The following is a 25,823-nucleotide window of genomic DNA, read 5'->3' on the forward strand; positions in this document are numbered from 1 at the left end:
CAGCCCGCCCCGGCCGACCACCCCTGGCGGACCATGCCGCACCACCGCCCACTCCTACACGACCCGGACGCGCTGACGCGGCCGGGCTCACCGGGGAAGCGGCCCCTCGTCCGGGACGAGGGGCCGCTTCTCTTGCCGGGGATCAGGGCTCCAGGCCCTTGCGGAGCAGCAGCCACGCCCTGTCGGCGGTCTCGCGCCGCAGGTCCGCCGGTATCTTGGCGAGCAGCCCCGCGATCATGCCCAGGGCCGTCACCAGGTCCTCCGTCGTGACGTGCTCGCGTACGCGGCCGGCCTCCCGCGCCCTCGCCAGCGGCCCCTCCAGCAGCGCCTCCACCTGGTAACGCAGGGCCATGATGCGCGGATCCGTGGCACTGACCATCGCGATGAACGCCGTCGAGGCGATGGCCTGCTCGGTCGTCAGCGCCAGCACGTCGTCGAGCGTGGCCGCGGGGTCGGTGGCCAGCGCCTCCAGCGCCTTGATGCCCTCGTCGAACACGGCCAGCGCCAGGCTGACGCGGTCGGGGAAGTGCCGGTAGAGGCTGCCCTGGCCGACGCCGGCCGCCCGCGCGATCGAGGTCAGCGGCGCGTCGAGGCCGTCGGTGGTGAACAGCTCGCGGGCCGCCGCGATCAGCGCCGCGCGGTTCTCGGCGGCGGCGCTGGGGCCTCTGTTGGGTCGACGAGTGTTGGCCATAGGAGTACGGTAGCAACCGGACGACATCGTCCGGTATTCCTGGAGCGCGACGTCGCCAGTTTCCGTACCCCTTTGAGGAGATACCGCATGACGCAGAGCGAGCAGGTCCTGAGCTACCCGATCCCGAGCGAGGCGGCGCTGGAGCCACCCGCCGAGTGGGCGGAGCTGCGGGGGAAGTGCCCGGTCGCGCGGGTCACGCTGCCCAGCGGCGACGAGGCCACGCTGCTCACCCGGTACGAGGACGTCAAGCAGGTGCTGGCCGACCCGCGCTTCACCCGCCTGCTGAACGCGCCCGACGCGGCCCGGCTGTCGGCCAACGACGACGGCGGGCTGTTCAGCAGCGAGATGGCGGCGGTCATCCCGGACAGCGGGGAGCCGCACCAGCGGTGGCGGCGCCTGGTCGGCAAGTACTTCACCGCCAAGCGCATGGCCGCGCTGCGGCCCGCCATGGCGCAGATGGCCGAGCAGCTCATCGACGACATGGTCGAGCGCGGCGCCCCCGGCGACCTCAAGGCGGCCCTGGGCTTCCCCCTGCCCGTGTACGTGATCTGCGACCTGCTCGGCGTGCCCGCGTCCGACCGGGACCGCTTCGCCCACTGGTCGGACAGCCTGCTCAACCTGACCAAGTTCACCCAGGCGGAGACCGACGCCTCGCTGGCCGAGTTCATCCAGTACATGTCCGAGCACGTGGCCGCCAAGCGGGCGACGCCGGGCGACGACCTGCTCAGCGAGCTGATCGAGGCGAGCGCCGCCGAGGGCGAGGGCCTGACGGACGTCGAGCTGCTGGCCACCGGGATGGGACTGCTCGTGGCCGGGCACGAGACCACCGCCAACATGATCGGCAAGATGGTGGGGATGCTGCTGTCCGACCGCACCCGCTGGGAGCGGCTGCTGGCCGACCCCTCGCTGGTGCGTACGGCGGTGGAGGAGGCGCTGCGCTTCGACGCCAACTCCGGCTTCGGCCTGCCCCGCTACCTGAAGGAGGAGACCGAGGTCAGCGGCACGGTGCTGCCCCGCGGCACCACCGTGATCTGCAGCATGGCCGCCGCCAACCGCGACGAGAGCGTCTTCGACGCGGCCGCCGAGATGGACCTGACCCGCACCCCGAACCCGCACCTGGCCTTCGGCTCCGGCTCCCACTCCTGCCTCGGCCAGTCCCTGGCCCGCACCGAGCTGCAGGTCGTCCTGGAGGTGCTGCTGCGCAAGCTGCCCACCCTGGAGTTGGCCGTGCCGGTGGAGGAACTGCACCGGGTGGAGGGGCTCGTGGTCGGCGGCCTGCGCCAGGTCCCGGTCCGCTGGTAAGGAGGAGACCCAGATGAAGATCACAGTGGACGAGGCCAAGTGCTGCGGCGCGGGCCAGTGCGTGCTGATCGCGCCCGACGTGTTCGACCAGAACGAGGACGACGGCATCGTCATCCTGCTGGAGGCCGAGCCCGCCGCGGACCGTCACGCCGCCGTACGTGAGGCCGCCGCCGTCTGCCCGGCGGCCGCCATCCAGGTGGACGAGGACGCCTGAGCCCTGACCGCGCCCGCCCCGGCGGGCGCGCGTCGCGGCGGGCGCGCGTCGCGGCGTCAGTCCATGAGACCGAGCTGGCGGCCGGCCCGCAGGGCCAGCCAGACCTCCGCGAACGCGGCGGTGGACGTCAGGTCGCGGCCCGTCAGCTCGGCGAACCTGCGCAGCCGGTAGGCCAGGGTGTTGGGGTGGATGTGCAGCGCGGTCGCGGCGTCCTCGGTGCGCCGGTCGCGCTCCATCCAGGTCCGTACGGACGTCAGGAGCTGGGACCCGTGCGCGGAGTCGTAGGCGAGCGCCTTGCCGAGCACGTTCTCGACCAGCGCGGTGAGCGCCCACGGGTCGTCGGGCAGCCACCGGCCGGTGGTGTCGTCGCCGTAGTGGATCAGCGCGCGCCCCGACTCGGACGCCGTGGAGGCCGCCCACACCGCCTCCCGTTTGGGGAGCTGCATGGACTCCCCCGCCGGGAACGGCCTGCTCATGCCCGCCGCGACCCCCGGCAGCGCGGCGACCACCGGGCCGAGGGCGGGCGAGCCGAGCACGTAGCGGTCCTCGCCCCGGCGCAGCATCAGGTGCGGCTCCTCGTCGAGCGCGCGGTGGACGGCCTCGTCGGGCACGTTCCTGATCACGAGGAGGGCCAGCTCCGCCTCCACGGGGATGCCCATCCTGACCAGGCGCCGCCGCGCCGCGGCCGGGTCGAGGACGTCCTGGAGCAGCTCGGACAGGGTCTCGGCGCCCTGGCGGCGCAGCGTCTCGCGTTCGTTGCGGGCCATGGCCACCTGCAGGGCGGCCACCGTGGCGATGTGCTGCACCACGGCCAGACCGGCGGGCCTGGCTCCCTGGCGCTCGAAGGCGACGAGGAAGCCGGCCGGGCCTCCCGGCGCGGGCACGGGCAGGACGAACCCGCCTGGGATGGTGGGCGGCGCCTCCGGCTCGGAAGGCAGCACGGCGACGTCGGGCACCGGCACCCCCGGCAGCAGCGGCCGCCCCTGCGGCGTGCACAGATAGACCTCGTAGCCGGACAGCCGCTCCAGCCGCTTGAACAGCGTCGCGCTGTCGAGGTCCTCGGCCGCCAGCCAGCGCAGCGCCCCGAACACCTGCAGCTGCGCGCCGAGGCGCTGCCTGGCGTCCTCCTGCACGGCCGCGGCCACCTCCTGGGCGATCGCGATGAACGGCACGGCCAGCGGCACCTCGAGCACGGGCATGCCCCGCTCCTCGGCGGCCTGGATGAACGCGTCGTGCAGCGGCGGCACGTGCAGCTGCGCCGACAGGGCGAGCGCGGACACGCCCGCGTCGTCGAGCCGTTCCAGGTAGGCGCGCTGCTTGGCGGCCTGGCGCGGGATCGCGATCCCCGTCGTCATGATGACCTCCGCGCCGAGCAGCCAGGGCGTGGGGTCGTCGAGCTCGCTGACGTGCGCCCACGACACCGACCGCCCCAGCCCCGCCTCACCGGCCAGGAGCCGTAGCTGGAGCGCGGGAGAGCGCAGCAGGTCCTCCACGGACACCTTTGTGGTCACCCACAAAGGATATGGCGCGTCTTGAGTGCTGCCCCGATTGAAGATCGGGGTGCGGAAGCATTCCGGCGCCGCGCGCACCAGCCGCAGCAGGGCATCCTTGGCCACGCGTCATCCAAGGTGAGCCGCCAGCCGGACGCCCGCACGAGCCGCCATCGCGACCGCGACCGAGGTCAGCGCGGTGCGCAGCTGAACGCCGCCGAGCGCGATGTCAGCCAACCGCCGGAGATACCGGCCGTGCACTCGAGCGGATGCCTGCCCACGGTGGGGGCGGTTCCCTTCCTCTGCGCGAACCCGAGCGTGCAGCGTGACCACATTCGCCATTGGCTTGACAACGTCTACGACAACCCCGGCCAGGTGCGGCAGAAGATCTTGAAAGCGCGCTGATCCACCGGCGGCCCCTGTTGCGGATCCGCCGCACCCGCGGCCATGCTCGATCTCGCAGCACGAATCGATCTCGGGAGGCGCGGTGCACACCCAGGGTCCTGGCGTCTCCCACCGGAGTCGGCCCTGACCCCGCCGGTCCGGCGCGAGGTGTCGGTCTCCAGGCGGGTGCGCACCCTGGCCGGGCTGTCCCTGCTGTCGCTGGCGCTGCTGCTGGCCGCGATCCTGGCCGGCGCCGCGAGCACGGGCGCCAGCCTGCGCACCATCGGGCATGACGCCGGGCCGCAGGTGCTCGCCACGACGGGCCTGTATCGGCAGATGTCGGAGATGGACGCGCTGGTCGCCGAGACCTGCTGTTCGCGCTCACCGACGACGGCTCGATCCACGCGCTCGCGGCCACGAGGGTCCGCGGTCAGTGAGTGTGATGGTGACACGGGTGCTGACCCGGCTGCTCGCGATCGCGGGTGTGACGGGGCTGGCCCTGCTGGGAGCGGCGGGCGCGCGTGGACCCGGAGACTGCCACTGGCCGCCGCAGCGCTGGTGACCGCGGGCGGCCTCACCGCGACACTCCTCGCGGTCGTTGCCCTCACGGCATCGTAAGGAAGCCACAACGCTGCTCAAGTCGCGCGCCGAGAGGGGCCGCTTCCGATCTTCGGAAGCGGCCCCTCTGTCCGGCCGCGGATCAGGCGTGCGTCACTCCCGGGCCGTACGCGGCGGGCACGGGGCGGGCGACGGCGGCCAGCCGGGCCGCCACGTCGGCCAGGTTCAGCCTGTTGGCCTGCTCGACCTGGGCGACGGTCTCCGCGGGGAGCGCGGCGATGCCGTGGAGCGCGCCCGCGACGGCCGCCGCCATGCAGCCGACCGTGTCGGAGTCGCCGCCCGCGGTGGCCGCGGCGACGGCCGTCTGGAACGGGTCACCGCCGGCCGCCACCAGCAGGCCGATGGCCGCCGGGCATGCCTCGGCGGCGGGCAGGCCGGTGCCGATGACGGCGGTGATGCGCTCGATGGCGTCGTCCAGGTCGCGGGACTGGACGGCGAGCGTGACGGCGAGGTCGATCCGCTGGGCGACCGAGGGACCCGGGACGTGCCTGCCCTGCTCGGATCCCAGCCGCTCGCCCAGTTCGGCGCCGTGCCGTGCCGCCCGTACGACCTCGAACAGGTCGGCGCCGTCCACGCAGGCGGCCGCGGTGGCGGCGGCGATGGCCGCGGCGCCGGCGACGCCGATGTTCGTGTGGTGGCTGGGCACGCAGGTCAGGTGCGCGGCGCGGACGGCGCCCTCGACGTCGCCGGGATGCACCAGGCCGGCGGGCGCGACCCGCATGGCGCCGCCGTTGCTGGCGCCCTCGCTCATGATGCGCCCGGCCCTGCCCACGTCCCAGGGGTCGTCACCGGCCTTGAGGCGTTCGATGGCCCGGCGCGTGGTGGGGCCGGCGAAGTGGGGGAAGTAGTCGGGATTGCCGGACCAGCCGATGAGCAGCTCGGCCATGACCTCGGGGGACACCTCGCCGCCGTGGGCGATGAACGCCTCGGCCAGCAAGAGCATCTGGCTGGAGTCGTCGGTGATCTGCGCCGGTCCGCGCCCGACCGCGTACGGCGCGTCGGGCAGCGGCGCGTGGAAGCTCTCCACACGTTGGCCGAACAGTTGCCGGATCTCCGGGATGGAGCGTTCCTCGGTGGGGGCGCCGAGCGCGTCGGCGATGCAGGCGGCGGCCAGGCTGCCGTGGATGCGGTCCAGAAGTGTGGTCATCGGATTCCTTGTAGACGAGGCGCGGTCTCGAGGGTGACGTTCCGCGCGTAGGTCTCGATGCCGGTGCCGGCATCGAGGTAGGAACGTGAGCCGAGGTGGCTGACGCAGAGGGAGGCGGTGGCGACGCCGGCGCGCAGGCTGTCGGCGAGGGAGCGGCCGAGGATCCAGGACCCGGTGAACGCCCCGGCCAGCGCGTCGCCCGCGCCGGTGGTGTCCACGACGTCGATCTCCGGCCCGCGCGCGGTCCAGCTCTCCTCCCGGCTGTGGCAGGCGGCGCCGTGCCGCCCGCCGGTCACCACGACGACGCGGGCGCCGGCGGAGATGAGCAGTTCGGCGCAGCGCGCGGGGTCGCCGTCCGCCAGTACCTGGACCGCTCCCTGGTTGCAGAAGACGAGGTCGCTGTGGCGGGCGAGGGTCCGCACCTGGTCCCAGCGCCCGGCGACAGCGTCGGGCTCCAGGTCCACGGCCACCTTCGCGCCGTTCGCGCGGGCGCGCGCGGCCAGGCCGATCGCCCAGTCCAGGTCGTCCGCGAGCGGGGCGACGACTCGCGCGGTGCGCAGCAGGTCGTCGGAGACCTGGTCGCCGGCGGGGATCTTCACCTCGGTCACGGCGCCCACGAGCGACTTCTCCCCGCTGCGGTCGAGCTGGATCACGCAGAACCAGGTGTGCCCGCCGGGGACGGTGATGCTGGCGGAGACGTCCACTCCCTGGGCCGCGAGCCGGTCCAGGGCCTGGCGGCCTGGTTCGTCGGAGCCGACCGCGGTGGCCAGGGCGGCGCGCGCGCCTGCGAACCTCGCGGCGGCGGCCAGGTTGGCGCTCATGCCGCCGCCGTACACGCCCACCAGCCGCCCGATCGCCTTGTCGTCGGCCGTCGCGATGTGCGGCACCCGTACGAAGTAGTCGACGCTGGCGTCTCCCACCGCCAGCACGTCGACGGACGGGACAGTCGCGCTGGTCATCCGGCGGCCTTCCTGCTGATCAGGTTGTTCAGCAGGGCCGCGCCGATGAGGACCAGGCCGAGGATGCCGGTCTGTACGGAGTTGCCGACCTGGGCCAGCTGCAGCCCCCAGGACAGGACCACCACGACGGCGAGCGCCAGCAGGACACCGCTGAGGTGGCCGCGCCCGCCGAAGATGTCGATGCCGCCGAGCACCGCGATGGTGATCGCCTGGAGCTCCATGCCGGTGCCCGCGCTGGGCCGGGCAGTGAGCAGCCACGCGTTCGTCACCACGGCGCCGAGCGCGGCCAGCGCACCGGACAGGCAGTAGAGGCGGAACCGGAGCCCGTTCACGTCGATCCCGGCCAGGCCGGCGGCCCTGTCGCTGGTGCCGACCTGGTGCAGGCGGCGGCCGAACGCGGTGCGGTTCTGCGCCCAGATCCCCAGCGCGAACATCGGCGCCAGGATCAGCAGGACCTGGGTGGGGACGCCGAGGATCGCGCTCTGCCCGAGCGCCGCGAAGCCCTCCCTGTCGAACCCGCCGAGCTGGCCGCCCTCGGTCAGCACCTGGGCGAGCGCGCCGTACAGGAAGAGCGTGCTCAGCGTGACGATCAGCGGCGGCAGGCCCAGCCGGGCGACCAGGACGCCGTTGACCGAGCCGAGCAGCGCGCCGAAGACCACGGCCGCCACCGCGGCCAGCCACGGGCTGAGCCCGAGGTTCTGGGCGAGCAGCCCCATGACGATCCCGGACAGGCTCAGCACGGACCCGACGGACAGGTCGATGCCACCCCGGCCGCCGAGGATGACGAACGCCTGGCCGAGCGCCAGCAGGCCGATGACCGCGCCGTACTGCGTCATCGCCAGGAGATTGCCTATCTGCAGGAAGTACGGCGACAGCAGGCTCATCACCACGCCGAGCGCGACGACGAGCACGGCGAGGAACACCCTGCGGTCGCCCACGCGATCCCGGACCGATCGCCTCGTCAGGGCTTCCGTTGTCATTTCCGCGCTCCGATCCGCTTGTCGAGGGTGCGCCGGGTCAGGACGTCGAAGGCCACCGCGAGGGCGACCGCCACCCCCACGAGCACGCCGTTCCACAGCGGCGGCACGCCCATCAGCACGACGCCGTTCTGCAGCAGCGCGATGAAGACCAGGCCGCCGAGTGTGCGCAGCACGCCGCCCTCGCCGCCCAGGATGCTGGTGCCGCCGACGACCACGGCGGCGATGGCGGACAGGGTCAGCTCCTGGCCGGCCGTGGCCTGGACGACGCCCACCCTGCCCACGTAGATCAGCGCCGCGACGCCGACGAGGGCTCCGACGAGCACGTACGCGGCGAACGAGGTGCGGGCGACAGGCACGCCGAGCAGCCGGGCGCCCTCCGCGTCGTTGCCGATGGCGAACAGCCGCCGGCCGAACACGCGGCGCCGCAGGACGTAGGTGAAGATCCCGAACACCGCCAGGACGACCAGGCCCACCAGGGGGACGCCACCGGCCCGGGCGGGCCCGAGCAGGGACACGACGGGACCGGCGAACACGTCGGTGCTGTCCCACAGGAGGAACAGCACGGTCTTGAAGACGGCGGCCGTGCCGAGGGTGGCGATGATCGGGGAGATCCGCCCGCCGACGATCAGCCCGGCGTTGACGGCGCCGAGCGCGCCGCCGAGCAGCACCGAGACCAGCACCACGAGCAGCGGCGGCAGCCCGGAGACGAACAGGCTGGCGCCGACCCAGGCGACCACGCCCAGCATCGGGCCGACCGACACGTCGATCCCCGCCAGCAGCACGACCAGCGTCATGCCCGCCGCCAGCAGCGCGAGGTCGGCCGAGTTGATGACCACGTTGGCGAGGTTCGCGCCGGACAGGAAGTCGGGGGCGGCGACGCCGAAGAAGATCACTTCGACGACGAGGAGGATGGGCAGCAGCGCGTCGCGCAGCAGGTGCAGCGCCCGGGTCGAGGGGGCGGCCGCCGGAGGGAGGACGGTCGTGGTCACCTGCTCACCCCCATGGTGGCGCGCAGCACGCCGTCCTCGGTCAGGTCCTGGCCGCTCAGCTCGGCGGCCATCCGGCCCTCGCGCATGACGTAGACCCGGTCGGAGACGGCCAGCAGCTCCGGCAGCTCGCTGGAGATGACCAGCACCGCCGTGCCGCCGCGAGCCACCTCCACCAGCCGCTGCTGGATGTCGGTCTTGGTGGCCACGTCGATGCCGCGGGTGGGCTCGTCCAGGATGAGGATCCTGGGCTCGGTGGCGAGCTGCCGGGCGAACAGCACCTTCTGCTGGTGTCCGCCGGACAGCCCGGTGACGGGGAAGCTCAGCGCCGGCGCCTTGATGCGCAGGCTGCGCACCCAGCCGCCGGCAAGCTCGCGTTCCTGGGCGCGGCGGATGACGCCGAGCCTGCCCAGCAGGGCGGGCAGCCGGACGGCCGTGAGGTTGCTCAACGTGTCCATGCCGGGGAAGATGCCCAACGTCTTGCGGTCCTCCGGCAGGTAGGCGATCCCGTGCGCCATGGCGTCGCGCGGGCTTCGCGGCGCGTACAGCCGGCCCTCCACGCGCATCGATCCCGCGCTGGGCCGCAGCATGCCGAAGACGGTCAGCGCCAGCTCGGTACGTCCCGCGCCGACGAGCCCGTACAGACCGACCACCTCGCCCGCGCGCACGGTCAGGCCGACGTCGGACAGCGTGCCGGGCACCGTGATCCCGTCGGCCTCCAGCACGACGGGGCCCGGATCGGGAGCCGACCGGCTGATCGTGGCGTTGACCGGCCTGCCGGACATCATCTCCAGAATCGCGTCGTGGTCCGCCGCCGCGGCCGGCAGGTCGCCGGCGAGCCGGCCGTCCTTCAGCACGATGAACCGGTCCGCGACGTGCGCCAGCTCCTCGAAGCGGTGCGTGATGTACAGGATGCCCACGCCGGCTTCCGACAGCCGCTCGACGATGCGGAAGAGCCGGCGGACCTCGGCGTCGGTGAGGATCGAGGTGGACTCGTCCAGGATCAGCACCTTGGCCTCGACGTCGACGGCCCTGGCGATCAGGGCGAGCTGCTGCTCGGCCAGGCTGAGCGCGTCCATGCGGCGGCTGAGAAGCGCCACGGGCACGTCGAGCCGCTTGAACAGCTCTTCGCCGCGCCTGCGCATCCCGCGCCAGTCGACCTGGCCGAGGCGGTCGCGGGGCTCGCGGCCGACGAAGAGGTTTTCCAGCACGGACAGGCGCGGGAAGAACGACGGCTCCTGGTAGACGATGCTGACGCCGGCGGCCAGCGCGTCGCCGGGTGAGGCGGGCCGGTGCGGCGCGCCGTCCAGGGTCATCTCGCCGGCATCCGGGCGGTGCACCCCGGCGATGAGCTTGATCAGGGTGGACTTGCCGGCGCCGTTCTCGCCGAGCACGGCCAGCCGCTCCCCCGCCCCGAGCGTGAAGCCGACGTCGGTGAGGGCCGCAGTGGCTCCGAAGCTCTTGAACAGGCCGGAGACCGAGAGGATGGTCCGCACGTCGCTCCTAGTAATCGAACTTCGCGATGTTCGACTTGGTGAAGACCATCGGCGGGCCCAGCACCAGGGTCTTGCTGCCCGCTTCGTACTTCACCTGCTGCTGGAGGCCCGGCACGGACGACTCAGGGGCGATCTGCTTGCCGTCCAGGAGCTGCTTCATCGCCCAGACGGTCAGGTTTCCCAGCTTCGGCACGTCCCAGAGGACCGTGGAGGTCATCGAGCCCGACTCCACGAACGTGCGCGCCGTCTTGGGCGAGCCGAAGCCGGAGACCGCGACCTGGCCGGCCTTGCCGGCGTTCTGCACGGCCTGCGCCACGCCGGGCACCGCCGTCGAGGGCACCGCGATGATCCCCTTGAGGTCGGGGTAGGCGGTCATGAGGTCCTGCGCCTCCTTGAGCGCCTGCGCGGTGTCGGTGGTGTAGCGCACGCCGCCCACGAGCTGGAGGTCCGGGTAGGCGGACTCCTGCCGCTTGCGAGCCTGCGCCACCCAGCTGTTGAACGTCTGCGTGTCGGCGGCCCCGGACACGATGCCGTACTTGCCCTTGCCGCCCATCGCCTTGGCGATCTCGTCCATGACCGTCGATCCGAGCGCGGCGTCGGTGGCCTGCTGCACGAAGAGCTGGCGCTGGCTGTCCGGCGCGTCGGCATCGGCGGTGACCACGACGATGCCCTTCTGCCGCGCCGCCGCGATGGCGGGGTTCATCGAGCGGGGGTCGAGCGGGGACACCGCGATCGCCGCGTAGCCCTGCTGGACGAGGCTGTTGAAGATGCGGACCTGCTCCGTCGCGTCGGCGGTGGCCGGTCCTGCCTGGGTGTACGACATGCCGAGCGACTGTGCCGTCTGCTCCGCGCCGTGCTTGAAGGCGGAGAAGTAGGGGACGCCCTCCACCTGGGAGACGAAGGCGACCTTCGTACCGCCGCCGCCACTGCTGCCGCCGGACGCGGCGCTGGGCCCGGCCGCACCTCCCACGGTCGAACAGGCCGCCAGCGCGGCCGCTGTCAGGGCTGCTACAAGCCCGACTCTGATGTTTCGCATAACGCATCCCGACGAGACGACTGACAGGTCCAAAGGCGCGCCCCGTGCCGCCTGTGCCGAACAGGCTAGGAATCAGTACCTAATACTGTCAAGAGTTGTAGGTACAAATCGGGATCCTGTTGGTATATGTTGTGCTTGTTCACCGTTCACTGGTACCTCGGTCTGCGCAGGCTTCGCGAGCGAGGGGAGATGGGCCCGCATGACCAAGCGCCATGCGCACGAGATCGTTGCTGATTCGCTGCGTACGCGGATCCTGGAAGGGCGGTACAAACCCGGGGAGCGGCTGCCGTCCGAGGGCGCGCTCACCGACGAGTACGGCGTCAGCAGGAACACGGTGCGCGTGGCGCTCGACCGCCTGGCCGCGGCCAACCTCATCACCCGGCGCCGCGGCTCGGGCAGCTACGTCAACGCGGAGATCGGCATCAGCCACTCGCTCGGCAGCCTGCGCAGCTTCACCACACTGCTGCGCGACCTGGGGCTGGAACCGGGCATCAGCGGGGTCGAGATCCGCCGCGACCCGAGCCCTCCGCTGGAGATACTCGGCTTCCTCCCCTCCGAGGTCGTCTGGCTGGTACGCAGGGTGCGGACCGGCTCGGGCTCGCCCTTCGCGCTGCTCGACTCCTGGCTTCCCGACCGCATCGGCTCCCGCATCGACCCCGAGGCACTGGCCCGGCGCCAGTCGCTCTACGCCTCGCTCGCCGAGGACCTCGACACCAAGGTCGCCGAGGCCACGGAGAGCATCCACGCCGAAGCCGCCGACGAGCGGGAGTCCCGCGTGCTCGGCGTCCCGCTCGGCAGTCCGCTGATCGTCATCAGGAGATGGACATACGACCGGGCGGGCAGACCGGTGGAGTACACGCGCTCGGCGGCTCGCGGGGATCGCTACCGATATGTGGTCAAGCTGCGCGCGTAGAGCACGGAGCTCGTCGTCGATCCATGACCGCCACGCCGAAAGCCATCAGGGCCGGTTGGAACACGGCCCAGATGGCCCGTCGGCAACTCATTGCGCCTCTCGGCCAGGTGGACGTGCCTACCGTCGCCGGCCTTGCCCCGCACGACGCCGGGGAACGCCGCGTCGAAGCCGCGCACGGCCACCGGTCATGGAAGTACCCACTTCTGGTTGGCGCCGCCGTAGCAGTCCCAGATATGCACCGGCGTGGCATCGGCCGAGCTGCCGCCCTTCACGTCCAGACAACGCCCGGAGTTCGGATTCTTCGTGCAGGTAGATGGCGATATCGAACGGGGCGAACAGCCGCCGCCAGCGCAGCGCCAGGCAGGCGGCCAGGTGCGGGCCGCCTGCCATGCCGAACGCCGCGCACCGGTCGGCGTAGCCGTCTTGGATGATGACCTCGCCGGGACGGTCCGGCGGCGCCCACCGCACCAGCAGCCCATCGAGTACAAACCCGGGGCCAAGCAGAGCCGCCGTGATGAGCCCGGAGTCTGGCTGACGAACCCGGGGCAGGCGGCGCAGCGCCGCCGCGAATGGGTGGCGGCGGGCGAGCATCCATGTGTGCGATCGCGTGGGGATGCCCCGCCCGGTGAGGGCGGTGGTGAGTGCGTGGACCAGGGTGGTTTTGCCAGTCAGGTCGAGCCCATCGACCAGGATGCGCATCGTTCCTCCCGGGTGCTTGGTTTGTGGCCTGCGCCATACGGTTGCGGTTGGTGCTATTGACGGTGCGCTGGGTGCGGCGCATCGTCGAGGGGGGCGCGATGTGAAGCGATGTGAAGATGGCCCCCCGACGCACACGCCCCATCGCCAACCAGGCTCTGGCCGCGTTGATCGCACAGGCCGGTTGGACTCTCGCCGCTACTGCGGGTCACGTCAATGCGATCTCCGCGGAAACCCGCGACCCGCTGTTCTATGACCGCTCGGCGGTCTCTCACTGGTTGACCGGGACCATCCCGCGCCCGGAGGGTATATGTGCTGCAGTGGAGGCGTTTTGCCGCCGCCTCGACCGTCCGGATCTCGGTCCTGCGGACCTGGGATGGCCCGACATCGCCTTCTCCTGGCCCGCTGATGACCCTTGGCAAGGCGATCCGGTTGCCCGGTTGGCCGTGCCGACCCGCGTGCCGAGCCCTCCGGCGTACGGCGCGAATACCGCCACGAAGATCACCGACCGGAGGAGATGGCAGGTCAGCGACCACTGATCGCGCGGCGACCCGGGAGAGCAGGTCCCGGTACGACGCGGGGTCGTCCAGCACCCGGAGCCGGGGCCAGGCGCGTCGGGGAGTTCCTTCAACTGCTGAGGGAACGAAGATCTGCGGTACTGAGCGGGGCCCGCCCTGGGTGGCTCCGTGCCGAACCGCCGAGTGTCGTACCAGCCGCTGCCCGCGCCGGGCGAGCGCCCGTTCCGCGCGCTGGAGAAGGGCTCCACGCAGCCGGTGGTGACCACGATGGCTTTCGTCCGGCTCGTCAAGGACCTCATGAAGGAGCCGGGGACGGGACGCCGCTGGGTGCCGATCGTCCTGCACGAGGAGTACGGCCTGGGCGTCGACGTCTGGGTCGGTCACGTCGTGGAGCGGCCTGCGCCGTGATGCCATGACCGCGACGGGCGTGCCGTACCCGTGGCAGGCCCTGGCCGAGATCCAGGGCCCGGTGATCGCGGTCAGCGACTGGATGCGCGCCGTACCCGACCAGATCCGGGCTCTGGATCGACCAGCCATGGACGTCGCTCGGCACCGACGGGTTCGGGCCGTCCGGCGCCCGCGAGTCCGTGCGCAGGCACTTCGGGGCGATCCACGCTCGATCACCGACGCGGTGCTCAAGGGCGTTGAAGAGACCTCCCGGCGATGAACGGCGGACGGTGCCGTCAAGCGGTGGCCCCGTCACCCGCCGACGGACCCGGTCGATATACGGCGAGCCGCACGCACCTCGCGAATGCTCAGCGTCCGCCCTTCAGCTGTCGCCCCGCCCTGGTTCCCAGGTGCATGCCGCTGTCGACCACCAGCGCGCCGTTGACCAGGACGTACGGCACGCAGTCCGGATACCGGTCGGGCATCTGGAAGGTGTCCAGCCGGGCGAGCCCCGCCGGGTCGAAAACGGCAAGGTCGGCCCAGGCGCCTTCGGCGATCCGGCCCCGTCCGGCCAGCCCGAAATGGTCGGCGACCATGGCGGTCATCTTGTGGATCGCCTCGGCCAGGCTGAGGGTCCGCTGCCGTTGAACGTGGTGAGCCAGGTAGTGCAGGTGGCCGGAGAAGAACAGCGGGTGCTGGGTGCGTGCCGCGAGCGGCCCGTCGAGCCGGCTGGAGAACCCGTCGACGCCCAGGCAGAACAGCGGATGCGCGACGGCCTCGGCGACGTGCTCCCCGGTGAACAGCCGCCCGATGAACTGGACGGCGAACATGTCGGGACCGGCCGCGCGAAGGATGTGGAAGAAGCAGTCCCACTCGTCCATGCCGAGCTCGTGGGCGATGTCAGGGAACGTCTTTCCTTCCAGCTCCGGGGTGGCCGGGCTGGTGGCCAGGGTAACCCGGTCCCATTCGCCGCGGTGGACGAAGCGCCAGTACCGGTCGCACTCTCCGCGCAGCCGCGCCATCGCCTCTCGGTCGCCCAGCCTGCGTGCCGCCTCCTCGGCGCCGCCGGCCAGCAGCCAGTCCGGGAGCAGGCCGACGGCCAGGCCGATCCCGTCGGGGTACGGCGTCATGTCGGCGAGCACGTCGAGCCCGCGCTCTCGTTCGGTGGCCAGCCTCTCGACCGCCCGCTCCCAGGCGCCCGGGTCCGCCCCGGTGTTGTGCCGGACGTTCAGATGGGACAGTTGCGCGCGCAGGCCGTCATCGGCCCGGGCCACCTGGAAGAACTCGTCCACCGCGGCGGCCAGGCCGGCGTCCCTGTTGCGGATGTGGCTGGCGTACATGCCGCCGCGGCGGCCGACGATCCGGGCCAGATCGAGCAGCTCGGCGGTGGTCGCGTCCCTGCCCGAGCCGTACTCCAGCCCGCTCGTCATACCGAGCGCGCCCGCGTCCAGGGCCTCCTCGAGATGTCTGGTGGCGTCGCCGGAGTTCCTGAGCGCCGTGTGCCCGACGAACCAGGCGAGGTTCTGGGCCGTCCCCCCGCCCTGTCCCCGATCGTGCACGCGTTCCAGCAGCTCACCGAAGGCGCGCCAGTCGGCCTCGCCCTCGTAGCCGTACGCGCGCAGGGCGGTCGCGGCCCCCTCGGCGTTGACGTCGGTCAGCGGGGCGTAGGTGACCCCGCAGTTGCCGACCACCTCGGTGGTCACGCCCTGCCTGATCGTGCTTTGCGCGTCCCGGTTGCCCAGGATCGACCAGTCGGTATGGCTATGCGGGTCGATGAGGCCCGGAGCGACCAGCATGCCGGTCGCGTCGATGGTGATGGCCGCGCCGTCGAGGCCGGGCCGTACGGACGCGATCTTGTCCGCACGCAGGCCCACGTCGGCGGGGTACGGCTCGGCGCCGCTCCCATCCACCACGGTGCCGTTCTTGATGAGCAGGTCGAACATGATCAATCAGTCCAGTTCCTCGCGGTGCCGGTCGCGGACGATCACCAGCAGGACGAGCGAGACGATCGCGCCGGCGGTCAGGTAGTACGCGGGCGCGACGTGGCTCCCGGTGCGGGTTGCCAGGAACGTGTTGACGAACGGCGCGGTGCCGCCGAACAGCGCGACCGCGATGTTGTACGAGCTGGAGAACGCCGAGCTGCGCACCCGGGTCGGGAACATCTCCACGAACAGCGCCGCCATCGGGCCGCACAGCACCGAGAAGGTGATGACGAACAGAAGCTGCCCGGCCAGTGCCCCCGCCACGGTGCCACTGGTGGCGAGCAGGAACATCGGATACGTGCCGACGGTGAATACCGCCGTGGCCCCGATCATCAGCGGCCGGCGTCCGACGCGGTCAGACAGAGACCCGGCCAGCACGATCAGCGGTACCTCGACGGCGAGCGCGATCACGTTGGTCATCAGCGCGTCGGCCAGCGGCAGCTCGGTCACCCCGGCCAGGAATGCCGGCCAGCTCGTGGCCGTGTAGCCGTACAGGGTGATGCCGAAGACGATGCCGAACAGCAGCAACCAGTTCTTGCGGGTACGGCCGGGCCGTACCTCTTCTTCCGCTTGTCCTTCCGATTGGACGCGCAGGTAGGCGGGGGACTCGTCGAGCTTGAGCCGTACGAACAGGCCGATGACCGCGACCAGGCCGCCGATCAGAAACGGCACCCGCCACGCCCACTCCTGATCCACCCGGATCAGGATGGCGGCCACACCGGTGCCGCTCAGGAAGCCGACCACGGTGGAGGCCTGGACGAGGCCGCCGAAGAAACCGCGCCGGCCGATGCGCGCGTACTCGATGAGGTAGGTCGCCCCGCCGGTCCACTCGGCGCCGACCGCGAGTCCCTGGATCATTCGCAGGACCACGAGCAGCACCGGGGCGAGCAGGCCGACGGACGCGTAGGTCGGCAGGAGCCCGATCAGCAGGCTGGATCCGCCGACCACGACCATGGTGATCGCCAGCATGTTCCGGCGACCGGCCCGGTCGCCGAACCGGCCGAGCACGATCGAGCCGATCGGGCGGCAGACGAAGCCGACCGCGTACGACGCCAGCGCGATCAGCAATGAGGTGGTCGGATCGCCCGACGGGAAGAACAGTTTTCCGATCACCGCGGCGAGCGCGCCGTAGACGGCGAAGTCGTACCACTCCAGGACGGTGCCCAGGACCGTGGCGGCGATGACTCGGGGTGGCGCGGTGACCGTCGATATAGGTGACATGACCCTGACCTCCGTATCGGCTGTGACGCGGCACACTAGCCAGACGGATGGCAGATGGTCAACCATTTACCATGCGCTATGATCTCGACCATGAGCAGGTCAGGTTCGATGTCCGAACCCGTTAGCGCGATACCCGAGTCCCGCCGCGACTGGCTGCTGCGCTGGCTACGGCAGGCGATCTCGTCCGGCGAGCTCAGGGCCGGGGACCGGCTGGTGGAGCGGGACATCTCGGCACGGTCGGGGGTGAGTCGCGGGCCGGTGCGCGAGGCCATCATGATCCTCGAACAGGAGGGCCTGGTCGTCTCCCATCCCTACCGCGGCGCCCAGGTGGCTCCGGTCTCACAGGCCGAGATAAGCGAGATCCTCGTGCCGATCAGGCTCGTCATCGAGCGCTTCGCGTTCAGGCACGCGGCGGAGAACGCCACCCCCGAGCTGGTCGACCGGCTCGCCGCCCTGGTCAGCGACATGGAGAAGACCACCTCCCCGGACCGGCTCGCCGATCTCGACCTCGCCTTCCACGAAGCGGTCATCGCGGCCTCCGGCCACACGCAGACGCTGTCCATCTGGCGGACCATCCAGCCGCGGGTCCGCGCCTACTTCGTCCGGGACGCGCCGGAGCACTCCGACCCCGCCGAGATCCCTCGCCAGCACCGGGCGCTGCTCGACGCCATCCGCGCGGCCGACCCAGACGCCACCGAACGCGCGATCGCCGAACACGTGGAGACCTACATCGGCGGGTAACCGGCGATACCTCCTGCTGCGGTGATCGCGCAGGCGGGCAACGGTGGCGGGCCGCCGATCCGGCTCGCGCCTGGCCGCGGTCACCTCGACCGTCGTGGTGTCCGCGTGCCCGGCCCATTCGAAGACGTCCGCGACGGTCTCACCCACCCGCCTGACGCGGGCCGCGCCGGCCGTCGTGGCCGAGCGGTTGCCCCTCCAGGCAGATCAACCGCCGGCATGTCGAAGTCCGACGAGAGGCTCTCTGTCGTGGACACCGGCATCGCACCGTAACGGTCGACGACCTCATGCACCCTCTCGGCCGACTCCGCGCGCAGCAGGCGCGTCAGATGAGAGCCGACATTCCCTGAGCCGCGACCCTCACAGCAGCCAGATCGCCGACGCCGTATGCGGCCCCGCCGTCAAAGCTCTGCGGACCATGCCGCCGATCCCTGATGGCACGCTTCGTGGAACGACTGCGATAGCTGAAGCCAATGGCAGATGGTTGACCATCTGCCATTGGAACGGTTAATGTTCCCCATCGCCTCATTGACTCACCTGCAGATGAGACGTAGGAGACACCGCGCCCTTCGCGCCGTGACATCGATCCCATCGCTCGGAAGGGCCCCCGCGCTCCGGCGGCTCCGACTTCATTCAACCGTCCGTCGGCTCGCCCAGAGCCGATGGGGAAACCCTCGCGCAAGGAATCAGGAACTCATGAAAATCCGTGACATTCGTGCGGCCGGCCTGCGGGGTGCCACCCCGGCGGGCGGGTGGCAGGAGGAACTCACCAATGATGACGTCGTTCACACCCTGGTGGCAGTGCACACCGACGAAGGACTGATCGGCATCGGCAGCGTGTTTACCAGCGAAGCGCTGGTCCGCGGCGCCCTTGAGGTGCTGCGCCCGCTGCTGATCGGAGAGGAGGCGACAGAGCCGGAGCGGGTGTCGGAGCGCCTGCATCGGACCACCTTCTGGCTGGGTCGCGGCGGGACGGTGACGCACACGATCAGCGGGATCGACATGGCCCTGTGGGATGTGCTCGGCCAGGTCACCGGCCAGCCCGTCGGCCGCCTGCTCGGTGGGCGGTACCGTGAGCGCGTCCGCCCGTACGCGTCCCTGCTCATGGACCGTCCAGAGGCACTGGCGGAACGGCTGAACCTCCTGGCCGCTCAGGGCTGGAAAGCCTTCAAGATCGGTTGGGGCCCGTTCGGGCGGGTCAGCGAGGACCTGGACGAGCGGATCGTGGCCACCGCCAGAGAGGCCGTGGGCCCCGATGCCCTGCTCATGGTGGACGCGGGCGGCAGCGACAGCGCATGGTCGAACGGCTACAAGTGGGCGCTCCGCACCGCCCGCATGCTTGACCGTTACGGCGTCGCCTGGTTCGAGGAACCGCTCAACCCCGATGCGCTCGAGGACTACGCGCATCTGCGCCGCGAGGCCAAGGTGGCGATCTCGGGAGGTGAGGTGCTGACCAGGCGGCAGAGCTTCCACGCCTGGCTGGAGGCCGGGGCCTTCGACATCGTCCAGCCTGACGTCACCAAGGTCGGCGGCCTGAGCGAACAGCGCCGCATTGGATGGGCGGCTCAGGACCACGGGGTGCGCCTGATCCCGCACGGCTGGAACACAGCCGTCGGGCTCGCCGCCGACCTGCAACTCGCCTCGGCGTTGCCCGGCACCGACCTCGTCGAGTACGTCACCGGATCGCCCTACGTCGACGCCATCACCACCAGTCCCTGGCGACTCGACTCCGACGGGATGCTCGCCATCCCCGACGCCCCGGGCCTCGGGATCCACCTCAACCCCGAAGCCCTGGCCCGCTACGCCGACGTCACCGCCCTGCTGCAGCCGTGATCATGAACGCCCGCGGGACGGCGCACCACTCGCAGTGATCCACTTCAACAGCGCGAGAGAAGAAAGCTCATGTCCGACGAGTCCACAGCTGCGCTCGCCCCTAGTCCCAATACCGGCAAATCGCTCCGCCGGGTGATTCTCATATCGATCGCGGGGGCCGTGGGCGGCTTCCTCTTCGGCTTCGACACAGCCATCGTCAACGGGGCCGTCGACCCCATCAAGGAGAATTTCCACCTCAGCTCGGTCGGTCTCGGCGTCGTCGTGGCCATCACCCTGTTCGGCGCCGCCATCGGGGCGCTGATCGCGGGTTGGATGGCCGACCGTATCGGACGAACCAAGGTCATGGGCGTCGCCGCCCTCATCTTCCTCGCCTCCGCGATCGGCTGCGGGGTGTCGGCGGGCTTCTGGGATCTGGCGGCATGGCGCCTGCTGACGGGAGTCGCCGTCGGATACGCGACGGTCCTCGGCCCGCTCTACATCTCCGAAATCGCCCCTGCCTCCATCCGCGGCCGGCTGTCCTCGCTCCAGCAGATGGCCATCGTCCTGGGGATCTTCACCGCCCTCCTCACCGATTCCCTCATCGCCGTCCTGCTCGGCGGCGCGGACGCCGAGGCGTTCCTCGGGCTCCCGGCATGGCGGTGGATGTTCATCGCCGGGGCAGTCCCGGCGCTCCTGTACGGAGCGCTCTCCCTCAAGCTTCCCGAATCCCCGCGCTACCTGGCGGCCCGCGGCCGCCGAGACGAAGCCTCCGGGGTGCTGGCCGACCTGCACGCGATCCCCCGCGATCAGGCCGAGCGGGACGTCGACCGCATGGAGGCCACCGTTTCGCGAGGATACCGCCCCCGCTTCCGGGACCTGCTCTCCCACCGGACCGGCCTCCTCCCCATCGTCTGGATCGGGGTGGGCATCGCCGCACTCCAGGCCCTCGTTGGCATCGACGTGATCTTCTACTACTCGAACTCCCTGTGGAAGTCGGTCGGATTCGACGAGTCCGCCTCGTTCGGGCTCTCCGTCCTGAGCTCGCTGATCAATGTGCTCTCCACGATCGCCGCGATCGTGCTCATCGATCGGGTCGGCCGACGCCGGCTGCTGCTCGTCGGCTCCGCCGGTATGGTGGCCAGCCTCATCCTGGTGAGCATCGGGTTCGCGCAGTCCGTCACGGTCCGCGGGGAACTGACACTCCCCGGCTCATGGGGCCCGCTGACCCTCATCGGCGCGAACGCGTTCGTGGTCTGCTTCGCCATCTCCTGGGGCCCAGTGGTATGGGTGCTGTTGGGAGAGATGTTCCCCAACGCCATCCGTGGGGTCGCACTCGCGCTGGCGGCGTCGATCAACTGGATCGCCGGCGTGGGGCTCAACCTCTCCTTCCCAACCATGCGCGAGATCTCACTGCCCGGAAGCTACGCGATCTACGCGGTGATGGCGGCGCTCTCCTGGCTCCTGGTCTACTTCGGCGTACCCGAAACGACGAACCGCGAGCTCGAGGACATGAGCAGCGGGCCGGCCCACCAGGACGCGCGTCCCTGACCGGGCTACCCTTCGTGTGAGGTACATGACCATGCAGAACGACATCACCTTGATCACCGGCGCGGGCTCCGGCATCGGGCGGGCCATCGCGCTCCAGCAGGCGTCGGCCGGGCGCTCGCTCGCCCTGATGGACAGAAACGAGCCCGCCGCGAGAGCAGTCGCCGCGGTGGCGAAGGAGCGCGGAGCCCCGCACGCGCTGGCCATCACCGCTGACATCTCCTCCGAAGCCGACATCACCAGCGCCTTCAAGCGGTGCCGAGCCTCTCTCGGCACCCCCACCAGGATCGTCGCCAACGCCGGCATCGAGATCGCACGAAAGGCGCACGAGACCACGCTTGCCGAATGGCGGCAAGTGATCGACGTGAACCTCACGGGCACCTTCCTCACCTGCCGCTACGCCATCAAGCTCCTCCTGGACGAGGGCCTTGCCGGGACCATCGTCTGCGTCTCGTCACCCTCCGCGTTCGTGGGCTTCGCCGGGGGAGGCAACAGTGCCTACGGAAGCTCGAAAGGCGGGATCTCCGCACTGATCAGAGCCCTCGCCATCGACTACGCACAATCCGGCATCCGCGTCAACGGCGTCGTCCCCGGTGCCACGGCGACACCTCTGCTCGACGTCGCCGCGAGTGGCCATGACGTTGCCGACCGCGCGCGGACCCAGATACCCATGGGCAGGCTCGCGCGGCCCGAGGAGATCGCCGAGGCGGTGGACTGGCTGCTCGGTCCCAAATCCAGTTATGTCACCGGCAGTCATCTGCACGTCGACGGTGGTCTTACGGCCAGGGGCGCCAACGACTTCTGACCTGCCCTTCCCCCAGGCATACAGCCCAGAACCGAAGGAAGACCCATGCACCCACGGCTGACCGGTATCGGATCCACCACCTGGGTCGTCGCCGACGGCTACATACCGCCCCGTAGCTCCGGACCCGAGCCGGAAATGACCAGTCACGACAGCATCTGCATGCTGAACCCGGGAGACAGCCAGGCACGCGTCGAGGTGTACGTCTACTTCACCGATCGCGAGCCGGCCGGCCCTTTCCTTCTCGCCATCGCACCCCGGCGTGCCTTTCACCAACGCATCAACGATCTCAGGCACCCGGAGCAGATTCCCGTCGACACCGATTACTGCCTGATCGTCACCAGCGACGTGCCCATCGTCGTCCAGCACACGCGCCTGGACTCCAGACAGGAAGCCAACGCGCTGATGAGCACCATCGCCTTCCCCGTGTGAATGGTGCACGGCGTGCCGTGAACACCTCGACCCCGCCACGCATGGACTGGTCCGTCTCATCGAGGCGCGACCGCTGGTGAGCTCTCTCGGCAAGTACCGCGTGCAGGATCTGGTCCCCTCGGCCGGGTACCACCTCAACCTCCTCGCCAAGTACGGCTTCATCGAGGATGCGGCTTCCAAGCGCACCGGGCGGGAGCGTCCTTGGCGGGCATGTGTCAGAGGCGTGCGATGGGCTGCCGGCGTGCCCGAACCCGGGTACGCCGAGGCCTCGCGCATGCTGCGTGACGCGCTCATCGCCCACGCCCTCGACGCCCTGACCGCTTTCCAGCGGGAAGAGGCGGGTTGCACGGCCGAATGGCAGGACGCTGCGTTCGTGCTCGCGGACGGCGCGTACATGACACCGGAGGAGCGTCGGGAAACTCATGGAGTTGCCCCGGTTCGGTAGGCACATCAGGGCTTGCGACTACGCGGCAGCATAGTCGAGGGCTCGTTCGGCCTCTGACCTGGTGCGGAAGGTGCGCCGGTCGATCAGTTCGCACTCCAGCGAGGCGAAGAAGCTCTCGATGATCGCGTTGTCGAAGCATGTGCCGGTGCGGCCCGTGGACGGGCGGACACCGGCCTGTTCACAGCGCCGGCCGAAGGCGATTGAGGTGTATCGGCTGCCCTTGTCGCTGTGATGAATCACCCCGGCCTCAGGGTAGCGCTGGTGCAGTGCCATCGCCAGGGCGTCGGTCACCAGTTCGGTGCGCATGTGTTCGGCCATCGCCCAGCCGGCGATCCGGCGGGAGAACGCATCCAGCACCACGGCCAGGTAGACGAAGCCCTGCCAGGTGGGCACGTACGTGATGTCGGCGGTCCAGACCCGGTTCGGCTCGGCTGCGATGAACTGGCGTTTGACCAGATCGGAGGCGGCCGCGGCGCGCCCGTCCGCGATCGTGGTGCGGCAGCCTCTACGCCTGCTCACCCCGGCCGGCCCAGCCCGGCGCATAAGGCCGGGCCACCCGCTTGCGACCGACCCGGACCCCGTCGAGTTCACGCAGGCCGGCATGGATGCGCGGCGCACCATGGATCTCGTCCGAGGCCCGGTGACGCTCGCGGATCAGCTCCGTCAACTCGGCGTCGCGGCGGGCTCGAGCCGATGGTCCGCGCAGCTGGCGAGCCGTCCAGGCGTAGTAGCCCTGGCGCGACACACCCAGCACCATCTGCCGGCGAAACTCCGGCGGATAGTTGTTCGGCACAGCAGACTCCTTCTTCCGGGGACCAGGGTTCCCCAGAGATCAGGCGTCCACCAAACCGGGCCAACTCCACTAACGCCGCAGTCCGCGAACTGTTCGCGCGCTACCGGGACCGACCCGTCGATCAGCGACCCGCCGGGGCACTGTCGGTACGGCTTTTCAGCTTCGGCGTCCCGGAAGCAGACGCACCACAGGACACGACTCAGCCGAAGACATGAGGAGCCGCCATGCCGACCGCACGGTCTGCGCATCGCACCGCGCATCAACGACGGATCCGTGTCTATTGGACCTGCCATTTCCTGCGCATGTCGGACCGTTACGGCGCGGGACGGGGTCGATCCCGGCCTGCTTCAGGATGTTCCAGACAAAGGTCAACGGACCATGCCGGTGAGGAGGTCGCGCATCGCCTCGATGAGCTCGTCCAAGGTGGGTGTGGCGCCCGCGCCCGCGATGGCGTAGAACATCAAGCCCTCTCCGAACGCCACCAGTTGGCGCGCATGCCGCACCGGGTCCCGCGAGCCCAGGGCTGCCAGCAGTGCGACGGCGGGGTCGCGGAAACCGTGGCCGGCCTCGTCGTAGATCTTGCGCAACTCCGGCCGGCGGGTCGCCTCCAAGGCCAGCTCATAACGAGCCAACGTCCGCCGCCGATCCGTCAGCTGGATGTACAGCGCCTCGGCCATGACGGCGGGCAGGTCCGACAGTTCGAACGAGGCGCTCTCGAACACCGAGGCCAAAGCCCGCATCTCCAGCTCCGTGAGCCGGGCCAGCGTCAGTTCCAGCAGGGCCGCGCGGGTGCGGGCCAGGTTGGACGTGGAGCCGGGCGGCAGGCCGGCGGCTTCGTCGACGGCCCGGTGGGTGAGGCCGCGCATGCCCCGGTCGGCCAGCAAGGTGATCGCCGTGTCGGCGACGATCTCTGAGCGCTTCACGGAACCCGATACTACAGCGGTAGTGCCCATGAAACTACAGGCGTAGTATGGTGAAACTACAGGCGTAGTGACGACGATGGAGCATGAGATGCCAGAAGCTGTGGTGATCGGTGGCGGTATCGGTGGCTTGACCAGTGGGATCGCCTTACGCCGCCGAGGATGGGACGTGACCGTGCTGGAGCGGGCCGCGAAGATCGATCCCATCGGCTCGGGGCTGGCCATCGCGGCCAACGCCCTCAGGGCACTCGACACGCTCGACCTGGGCGATCCCATCCGCAAACTCTCCAGGTTGCAGGGGCAAGGAGGGATTCGGAGGCACGACGGGCGCTGGCTCGTACGCACCACGACTGAAGCCGCGGACGCCCGTTTCGGGGACTCGGTGGTGGTCATGCTGCGGGCGACGTTGATGGACGTGCTCGTGGATGCGCTGGGGGCGGACCGGTTGCGGTTGGGCACCACAGTCACCGGGGTGGAGGCCGAGGGTGGCGTGGTGCGTACGGATGACGGTGATCTAGCGGCCGACCTGATCGTGGCCGCCGACGGCATCCATTCGAAGACCCGGCAGGCGCTCTTCCCTGAGCACCCCGGTCCGACGTACGCAGGGGTGACGGCCTGGCGCGGCCTCATCCCGCGGGGAGATCTCACGATCTCGGGCTCGGAGAGCTGGGGCAGGGGGCTGGTGTTCGGGATCACCCCGATGGCCGACGACATGGTCTACGTGTACGCGACCGACGTGCTGCCTGCGGGTACCGTGCTCGGGGACGAGTTGGAGGAGCTGCGGCGGAGGTTCGGAGACTGGCATGAGCCGATTCCGACCCTGCTGCGGACAGCCGATCCCGCTAAGATCATCCGGAACGACATCCACTACCTCCGCACTCCGCTGCCCTCGTACCACAAGGGGAAGGTGGCGCTGGTGGGCGACGCCGCGCACGCGATGCCCCCGAACCTCGGCCAGGGAGCTTGCCAGGCGATCGAGGACGCGATCACCCTGGCCTACCTCACCAACACAAGCAGCGGTATCGGACACGGCAACGGAAGCGGCGGTGGCATCGATACCCACAGTGGCACCGACCTCGCCGCCTACACCGCCGCCCGCCTGGAGCGCACGACAGCCGTGGTGCGTCGGTCGATGTCCATCTGCAAGGTGACCCAGCTCCGCAATCCTGCGGCGGTGTGGCTGCGGGACTTCGGGATGTCACTGGCGGCCAGGCTGAGCCCGGACCTGATGCTGCGGTCAATGAACGATCTCCTGGGCTGGCAACCGCCGACGGCATCCGCGGGCGGGGAGCATGGCCCAACCCCTCGCGCGTGAC

Annotated in this window: 27 protein-coding genes and 1 pseudogene; 14 read left to right on the plus strand and 14 right to left on the minus strand. The window is 70.5% G+C overall.

Going from position 1 to position 25,823, the window contains the following annotated elements; genetic code table 11:
• Nucleotides 1-142 precede the first annotated feature (142 nt).
• Entirely contained in the window at nucleotides 143-691 is a 549-nt protein-coding gene (locus H4W80_RS12740; RefSeq protein ID WP_192785287.1) for a TetR/AcrR family transcriptional regulator, read from the minus strand.
• 87 nt (nucleotides 692-778) lie between these two features.
• On the opposite strand from H4W80_RS12740, the gene H4W80_RS12745 reads away from it, so the two are divergent.
• Nucleotides 779-1,993, plus strand: coding sequence for a cytochrome P450 (locus H4W80_RS12745; protein ID WP_192785288.1), 1,215 nt, complete (start codon nucleotides 779-781; stop codon nucleotides 1,991-1,993).
• Between the two features lie 13 nt (nucleotides 1,994-2,006).
• Entirely contained in the window at nucleotides 2,007-2,207 is a 201-nt protein-coding gene (locus tag H4W80_RS12750) for a ferredoxin (protein WP_192785289.1), read from the plus strand.
• Between the two features lie 56 nt (nucleotides 2,208-2,263).
• On the opposite strand, the gene H4W80_RS12755 is transcribed toward H4W80_RS12750, so the two are convergent.
• A complete protein-coding gene (locus H4W80_RS12755) occupies nucleotides 2,264-3,718 on the minus strand; it encodes a PucR family transcriptional regulator (RefSeq protein WP_318786838.1) in 1,455 nt (484 codons plus the stop codon).
• A gap of 21 nt (nucleotides 3,719-3,739) precedes the next feature.
• On the opposite strand from H4W80_RS12755, the gene H4W80_RS12760 reads away from it, so the two are divergent.
• Entirely contained in the window at nucleotides 3,740-4,102 is a 363-nt protein-coding gene (locus H4W80_RS12760) for a hypothetical protein (protein WP_192785290.1), read from the plus strand.
• Nucleotides 4,103-4,781: 679 nt separating this feature from the next.
• Here the strand turns inward: H4W80_RS12760 and H4W80_RS12765 are convergent.
• Genes H4W80_RS12765 through H4W80_RS12790 form a run of 6 tightly spaced genes read right to left on the minus strand, consistent with a single transcriptional unit; the run spans nucleotide 4,782 to nucleotide 11,303 of the window.
• The gene (locus tag H4W80_RS12765) at nucleotides 4,782-5,846 is read right to left on the minus strand and encodes an ADP-ribosylglycohydrolase family protein (protein ID WP_192785291.1); all 1,065 of its coding nucleotides are present in this window, start codon (nucleotides 5,844-5,846) and stop codon (nucleotides 4,782-4,784) included.
• Complete coding sequence (locus H4W80_RS12770) at nucleotides 5,843-6,805, minus strand: carbohydrate kinase family protein (RefSeq protein WP_192785292.1); 963 nt, start codon at nucleotides 6,803-6,805, stop codon at nucleotides 5,843-5,845. Before H4W80_RS12770 ends, H4W80_RS12765 begins: the two co-directional genes overlap by 4 nt.
• Nucleotides 6,802-7,785, minus strand: coding sequence for an ABC transporter permease (locus H4W80_RS12775; protein ID WP_192785293.1), 984 nt, complete (start codon nucleotides 7,783-7,785; stop codon nucleotides 6,802-6,804). Before H4W80_RS12775 ends, H4W80_RS12770 begins: the two co-directional genes overlap by 4 nt.
• Nucleotides 7,782-8,774: an ABC transporter permease gene (locus H4W80_RS12780; RefSeq protein WP_192785294.1), complete on the minus strand. Its 993-nt coding sequence runs from the start codon at nucleotides 8,772-8,774 to the stop codon at nucleotides 7,782-7,784. The genes H4W80_RS12775 and H4W80_RS12780 overlap by 4 nt, the downstream gene beginning before the upstream one ends.
• On the minus strand, nucleotides 8,771-10,267 hold the full coding sequence (locus H4W80_RS12785; protein WP_192785295.1) for a sugar ABC transporter ATP-binding protein: 1,497 nt from the start codon (nucleotides 10,265-10,267) through the stop codon (nucleotides 8,771-8,773). The genes H4W80_RS12780 and H4W80_RS12785 overlap by 4 nt, the downstream gene beginning before the upstream one ends.
• Nucleotides 10,268-10,274: 7 nt before the next feature.
• Complete coding sequence (locus tag H4W80_RS12790) at nucleotides 10,275-11,303, minus strand: autoinducer 2 ABC transporter substrate-binding protein (RefSeq protein WP_192785296.1); 1,029 nt, start codon at nucleotides 11,301-11,303, stop codon at nucleotides 10,275-10,277.
• A gap of 199 nt (nucleotides 11,304-11,502) precedes the next feature.
• On the opposite strand from H4W80_RS12790, the gene H4W80_RS12795 reads away from it, so the two are divergent.
• Entirely contained in the window at nucleotides 11,503-12,216 is a 714-nt protein-coding gene (locus tag H4W80_RS12795; RefSeq protein ID WP_192785297.1) for a GntR family transcriptional regulator, read from the plus strand.
• A gap of 185 nt (nucleotides 12,217-12,401) precedes the next feature.
• Here the strand turns inward: H4W80_RS12795 and H4W80_RS64520 are convergent, their stop codons facing one another.
• Complete coding sequence (locus H4W80_RS64520; RefSeq protein WP_192793451.1) at nucleotides 12,402-12,695, minus strand: RICIN domain-containing protein; 294 nt, start codon at nucleotides 12,693-12,695, stop codon at nucleotides 12,402-12,404.
• Between the two features lie 330 nt (nucleotides 12,696-13,025).
• Here H4W80_RS64520 and H4W80_RS12805 point away from each other — a divergent pair, with 330 nt between their 5' ends.
• From H4W80_RS12805 to H4W80_RS12815, 3 genes are all read left to right on the plus strand, one after another.
• Nucleotides 13,026-13,451 (plus strand): hypothetical protein, encoded by a 426-nt coding sequence (locus H4W80_RS12805; RefSeq protein ID WP_192785298.1) that lies wholly within the window; start codon nucleotides 13,026-13,028, stop codon nucleotides 13,449-13,451.
• Nucleotides 13,452-13,598: 147 nt separating this feature from the next.
• Nucleotides 13,599-13,838: a hypothetical protein gene (locus H4W80_RS12810; RefSeq protein ID WP_225963396.1), complete on the plus strand. Its 240-nt coding sequence runs from the start codon at nucleotides 13,599-13,601 to the stop codon at nucleotides 13,836-13,838.
• Between the two features lie 4 nt (nucleotides 13,839-13,842).
• The gene (locus tag H4W80_RS12815; RefSeq protein ID WP_192785299.1) at nucleotides 13,843-14,097 is read left to right on the plus strand and encodes a hypothetical protein; all 255 of its coding nucleotides are present in this window, start codon (nucleotides 13,843-13,845) and stop codon (nucleotides 14,095-14,097) included.
• 88 nt (nucleotides 14,098-14,185) lie between these two features.
• Here the strand turns inward: H4W80_RS12815 and H4W80_RS12820 are convergent, their stop codons facing one another.
• Both H4W80_RS12820 and H4W80_RS12825 read right to left on the minus strand, forming a co-directional pair.
• Nucleotides 14,186-15,760, minus strand: coding sequence for an N-acyl-D-amino-acid deacylase family protein (locus H4W80_RS12820; RefSeq protein ID WP_192785300.1), 1,575 nt, complete (start codon nucleotides 15,758-15,760; stop codon nucleotides 14,186-14,188).
• A 6-nt stretch (nucleotides 15,761-15,766) separates the two neighbouring features.
• Entirely contained in the window at nucleotides 15,767-17,020 is a 1,254-nt protein-coding gene (locus H4W80_RS12825; RefSeq protein ID WP_192785301.1) for an MFS transporter, read from the minus strand.
• Nucleotides 17,021-17,128: 108 nt separating this feature from the next.
• Here H4W80_RS12825 and H4W80_RS12830 point away from each other — a divergent pair, with 108 nt between their 5' ends.
• The 6 genes and pseudogenes from H4W80_RS12830 to H4W80_RS12855 all read left to right on the plus strand — a co-directional run bounded on the left by H4W80_RS12830 (nucleotide 17,129) and on the right by H4W80_RS12855 (nucleotide 22,794).
• Complete coding sequence (locus H4W80_RS12830; RefSeq protein ID WP_192793453.1) at nucleotides 17,129-17,761, plus strand: GntR family transcriptional regulator; 633 nt, start codon at nucleotides 17,129-17,131, stop codon at nucleotides 17,759-17,761.
• A gap of 693 nt (nucleotides 17,762-18,454) precedes the next feature.
• Nucleotides 18,455-19,591 carry a mandelate racemase/muconate lactonizing enzyme family protein gene (locus H4W80_RS12835; RefSeq protein ID WP_192785302.1) on the plus strand — a complete coding sequence of 379 codons (1,137 nt, stop codon included), beginning with the start codon at nucleotides 18,455-18,457 and terminating at the stop codon, nucleotides 19,589-19,591.
• 51 nt (nucleotides 19,592-19,642) lie between these two features.
• Nucleotides 19,643-21,118, plus strand: a pseudogene (locus tag H4W80_RS12840) (sugar porter family MFS transporter); the annotation flags it as partial.
• A gap of 25 nt (nucleotides 21,119-21,143) precedes the next feature.
• A complete protein-coding gene (locus H4W80_RS12845; RefSeq protein ID WP_225963397.1) occupies nucleotides 21,144-21,920 on the plus strand; it encodes an SDR family NAD(P)-dependent oxidoreductase in 777 nt (258 codons plus the stop codon).
• A gap of 45 nt (nucleotides 21,921-21,965) precedes the next feature.
• The gene (locus tag H4W80_RS12850) at nucleotides 21,966-22,349 is read left to right on the plus strand and encodes a sensory rhodopsin transducer (protein WP_192785304.1); all 384 of its coding nucleotides are present in this window, start codon (nucleotides 21,966-21,968) and stop codon (nucleotides 22,347-22,349) included.
• A 76-nt stretch (nucleotides 22,350-22,425) separates the two neighbouring features.
• Nucleotides 22,426-22,794, plus strand: coding sequence for a hypothetical protein (locus H4W80_RS12855; protein WP_192785305.1), 369 nt, complete (start codon nucleotides 22,426-22,428; stop codon nucleotides 22,792-22,794).
• Nucleotides 22,795-22,812: 18 nt separating this feature from the next.
• Here H4W80_RS12855 and H4W80_RS12860 read toward each other — a convergent pair whose 3' ends face one another.
• From H4W80_RS12860 to H4W80_RS12870, 3 genes are all read right to left on the minus strand, one after another.
• Nucleotides 22,813-23,313, minus strand: a complete 501-nt coding sequence (locus H4W80_RS12860) for an IS3 family transposase (RefSeq protein WP_192785306.1) — start codon at nucleotides 23,311-23,313, stop codon at nucleotides 22,813-22,815.
• A complete protein-coding gene (locus tag H4W80_RS12865) occupies nucleotides 23,300-23,587 on the minus strand; it encodes an IS3 family transposase (RefSeq protein ID WP_192785307.1) in 288 nt (95 codons plus the stop codon). The genes H4W80_RS12860 and H4W80_RS12865 overlap by 14 nt, the downstream gene beginning before the upstream one ends.
• 368 nt (nucleotides 23,588-23,955) lie before the next feature.
• A complete protein-coding gene (locus H4W80_RS12870) occupies nucleotides 23,956-24,510 on the minus strand; it encodes a TetR/AcrR family transcriptional regulator (protein ID WP_318786839.1) in 555 nt (184 codons plus the stop codon).
• An 88-nt stretch (nucleotides 24,511-24,598) separates the two neighbouring features.
• Between H4W80_RS12870 and H4W80_RS12875 the strand changes: the two genes are divergently transcribed.
• On the plus strand, nucleotides 24,599-25,822 hold the full coding sequence (locus tag H4W80_RS12875) for an FAD-dependent monooxygenase (protein WP_192785309.1): 1,224 nt from the start codon (nucleotides 24,599-24,601) through the stop codon (nucleotides 25,820-25,822).
• Nucleotide 25,823 lies beyond the last annotated feature (1 nt).

Origin of the sequence: Nonomuraea angiospora (assembly GCF_014873145.1) — a bacterium.
Lineage (GTDB): Bacteria > Actinomycetota > Actinomycetes > Streptosporangiales > Streptosporangiaceae > Nonomuraea > Nonomuraea angiospora.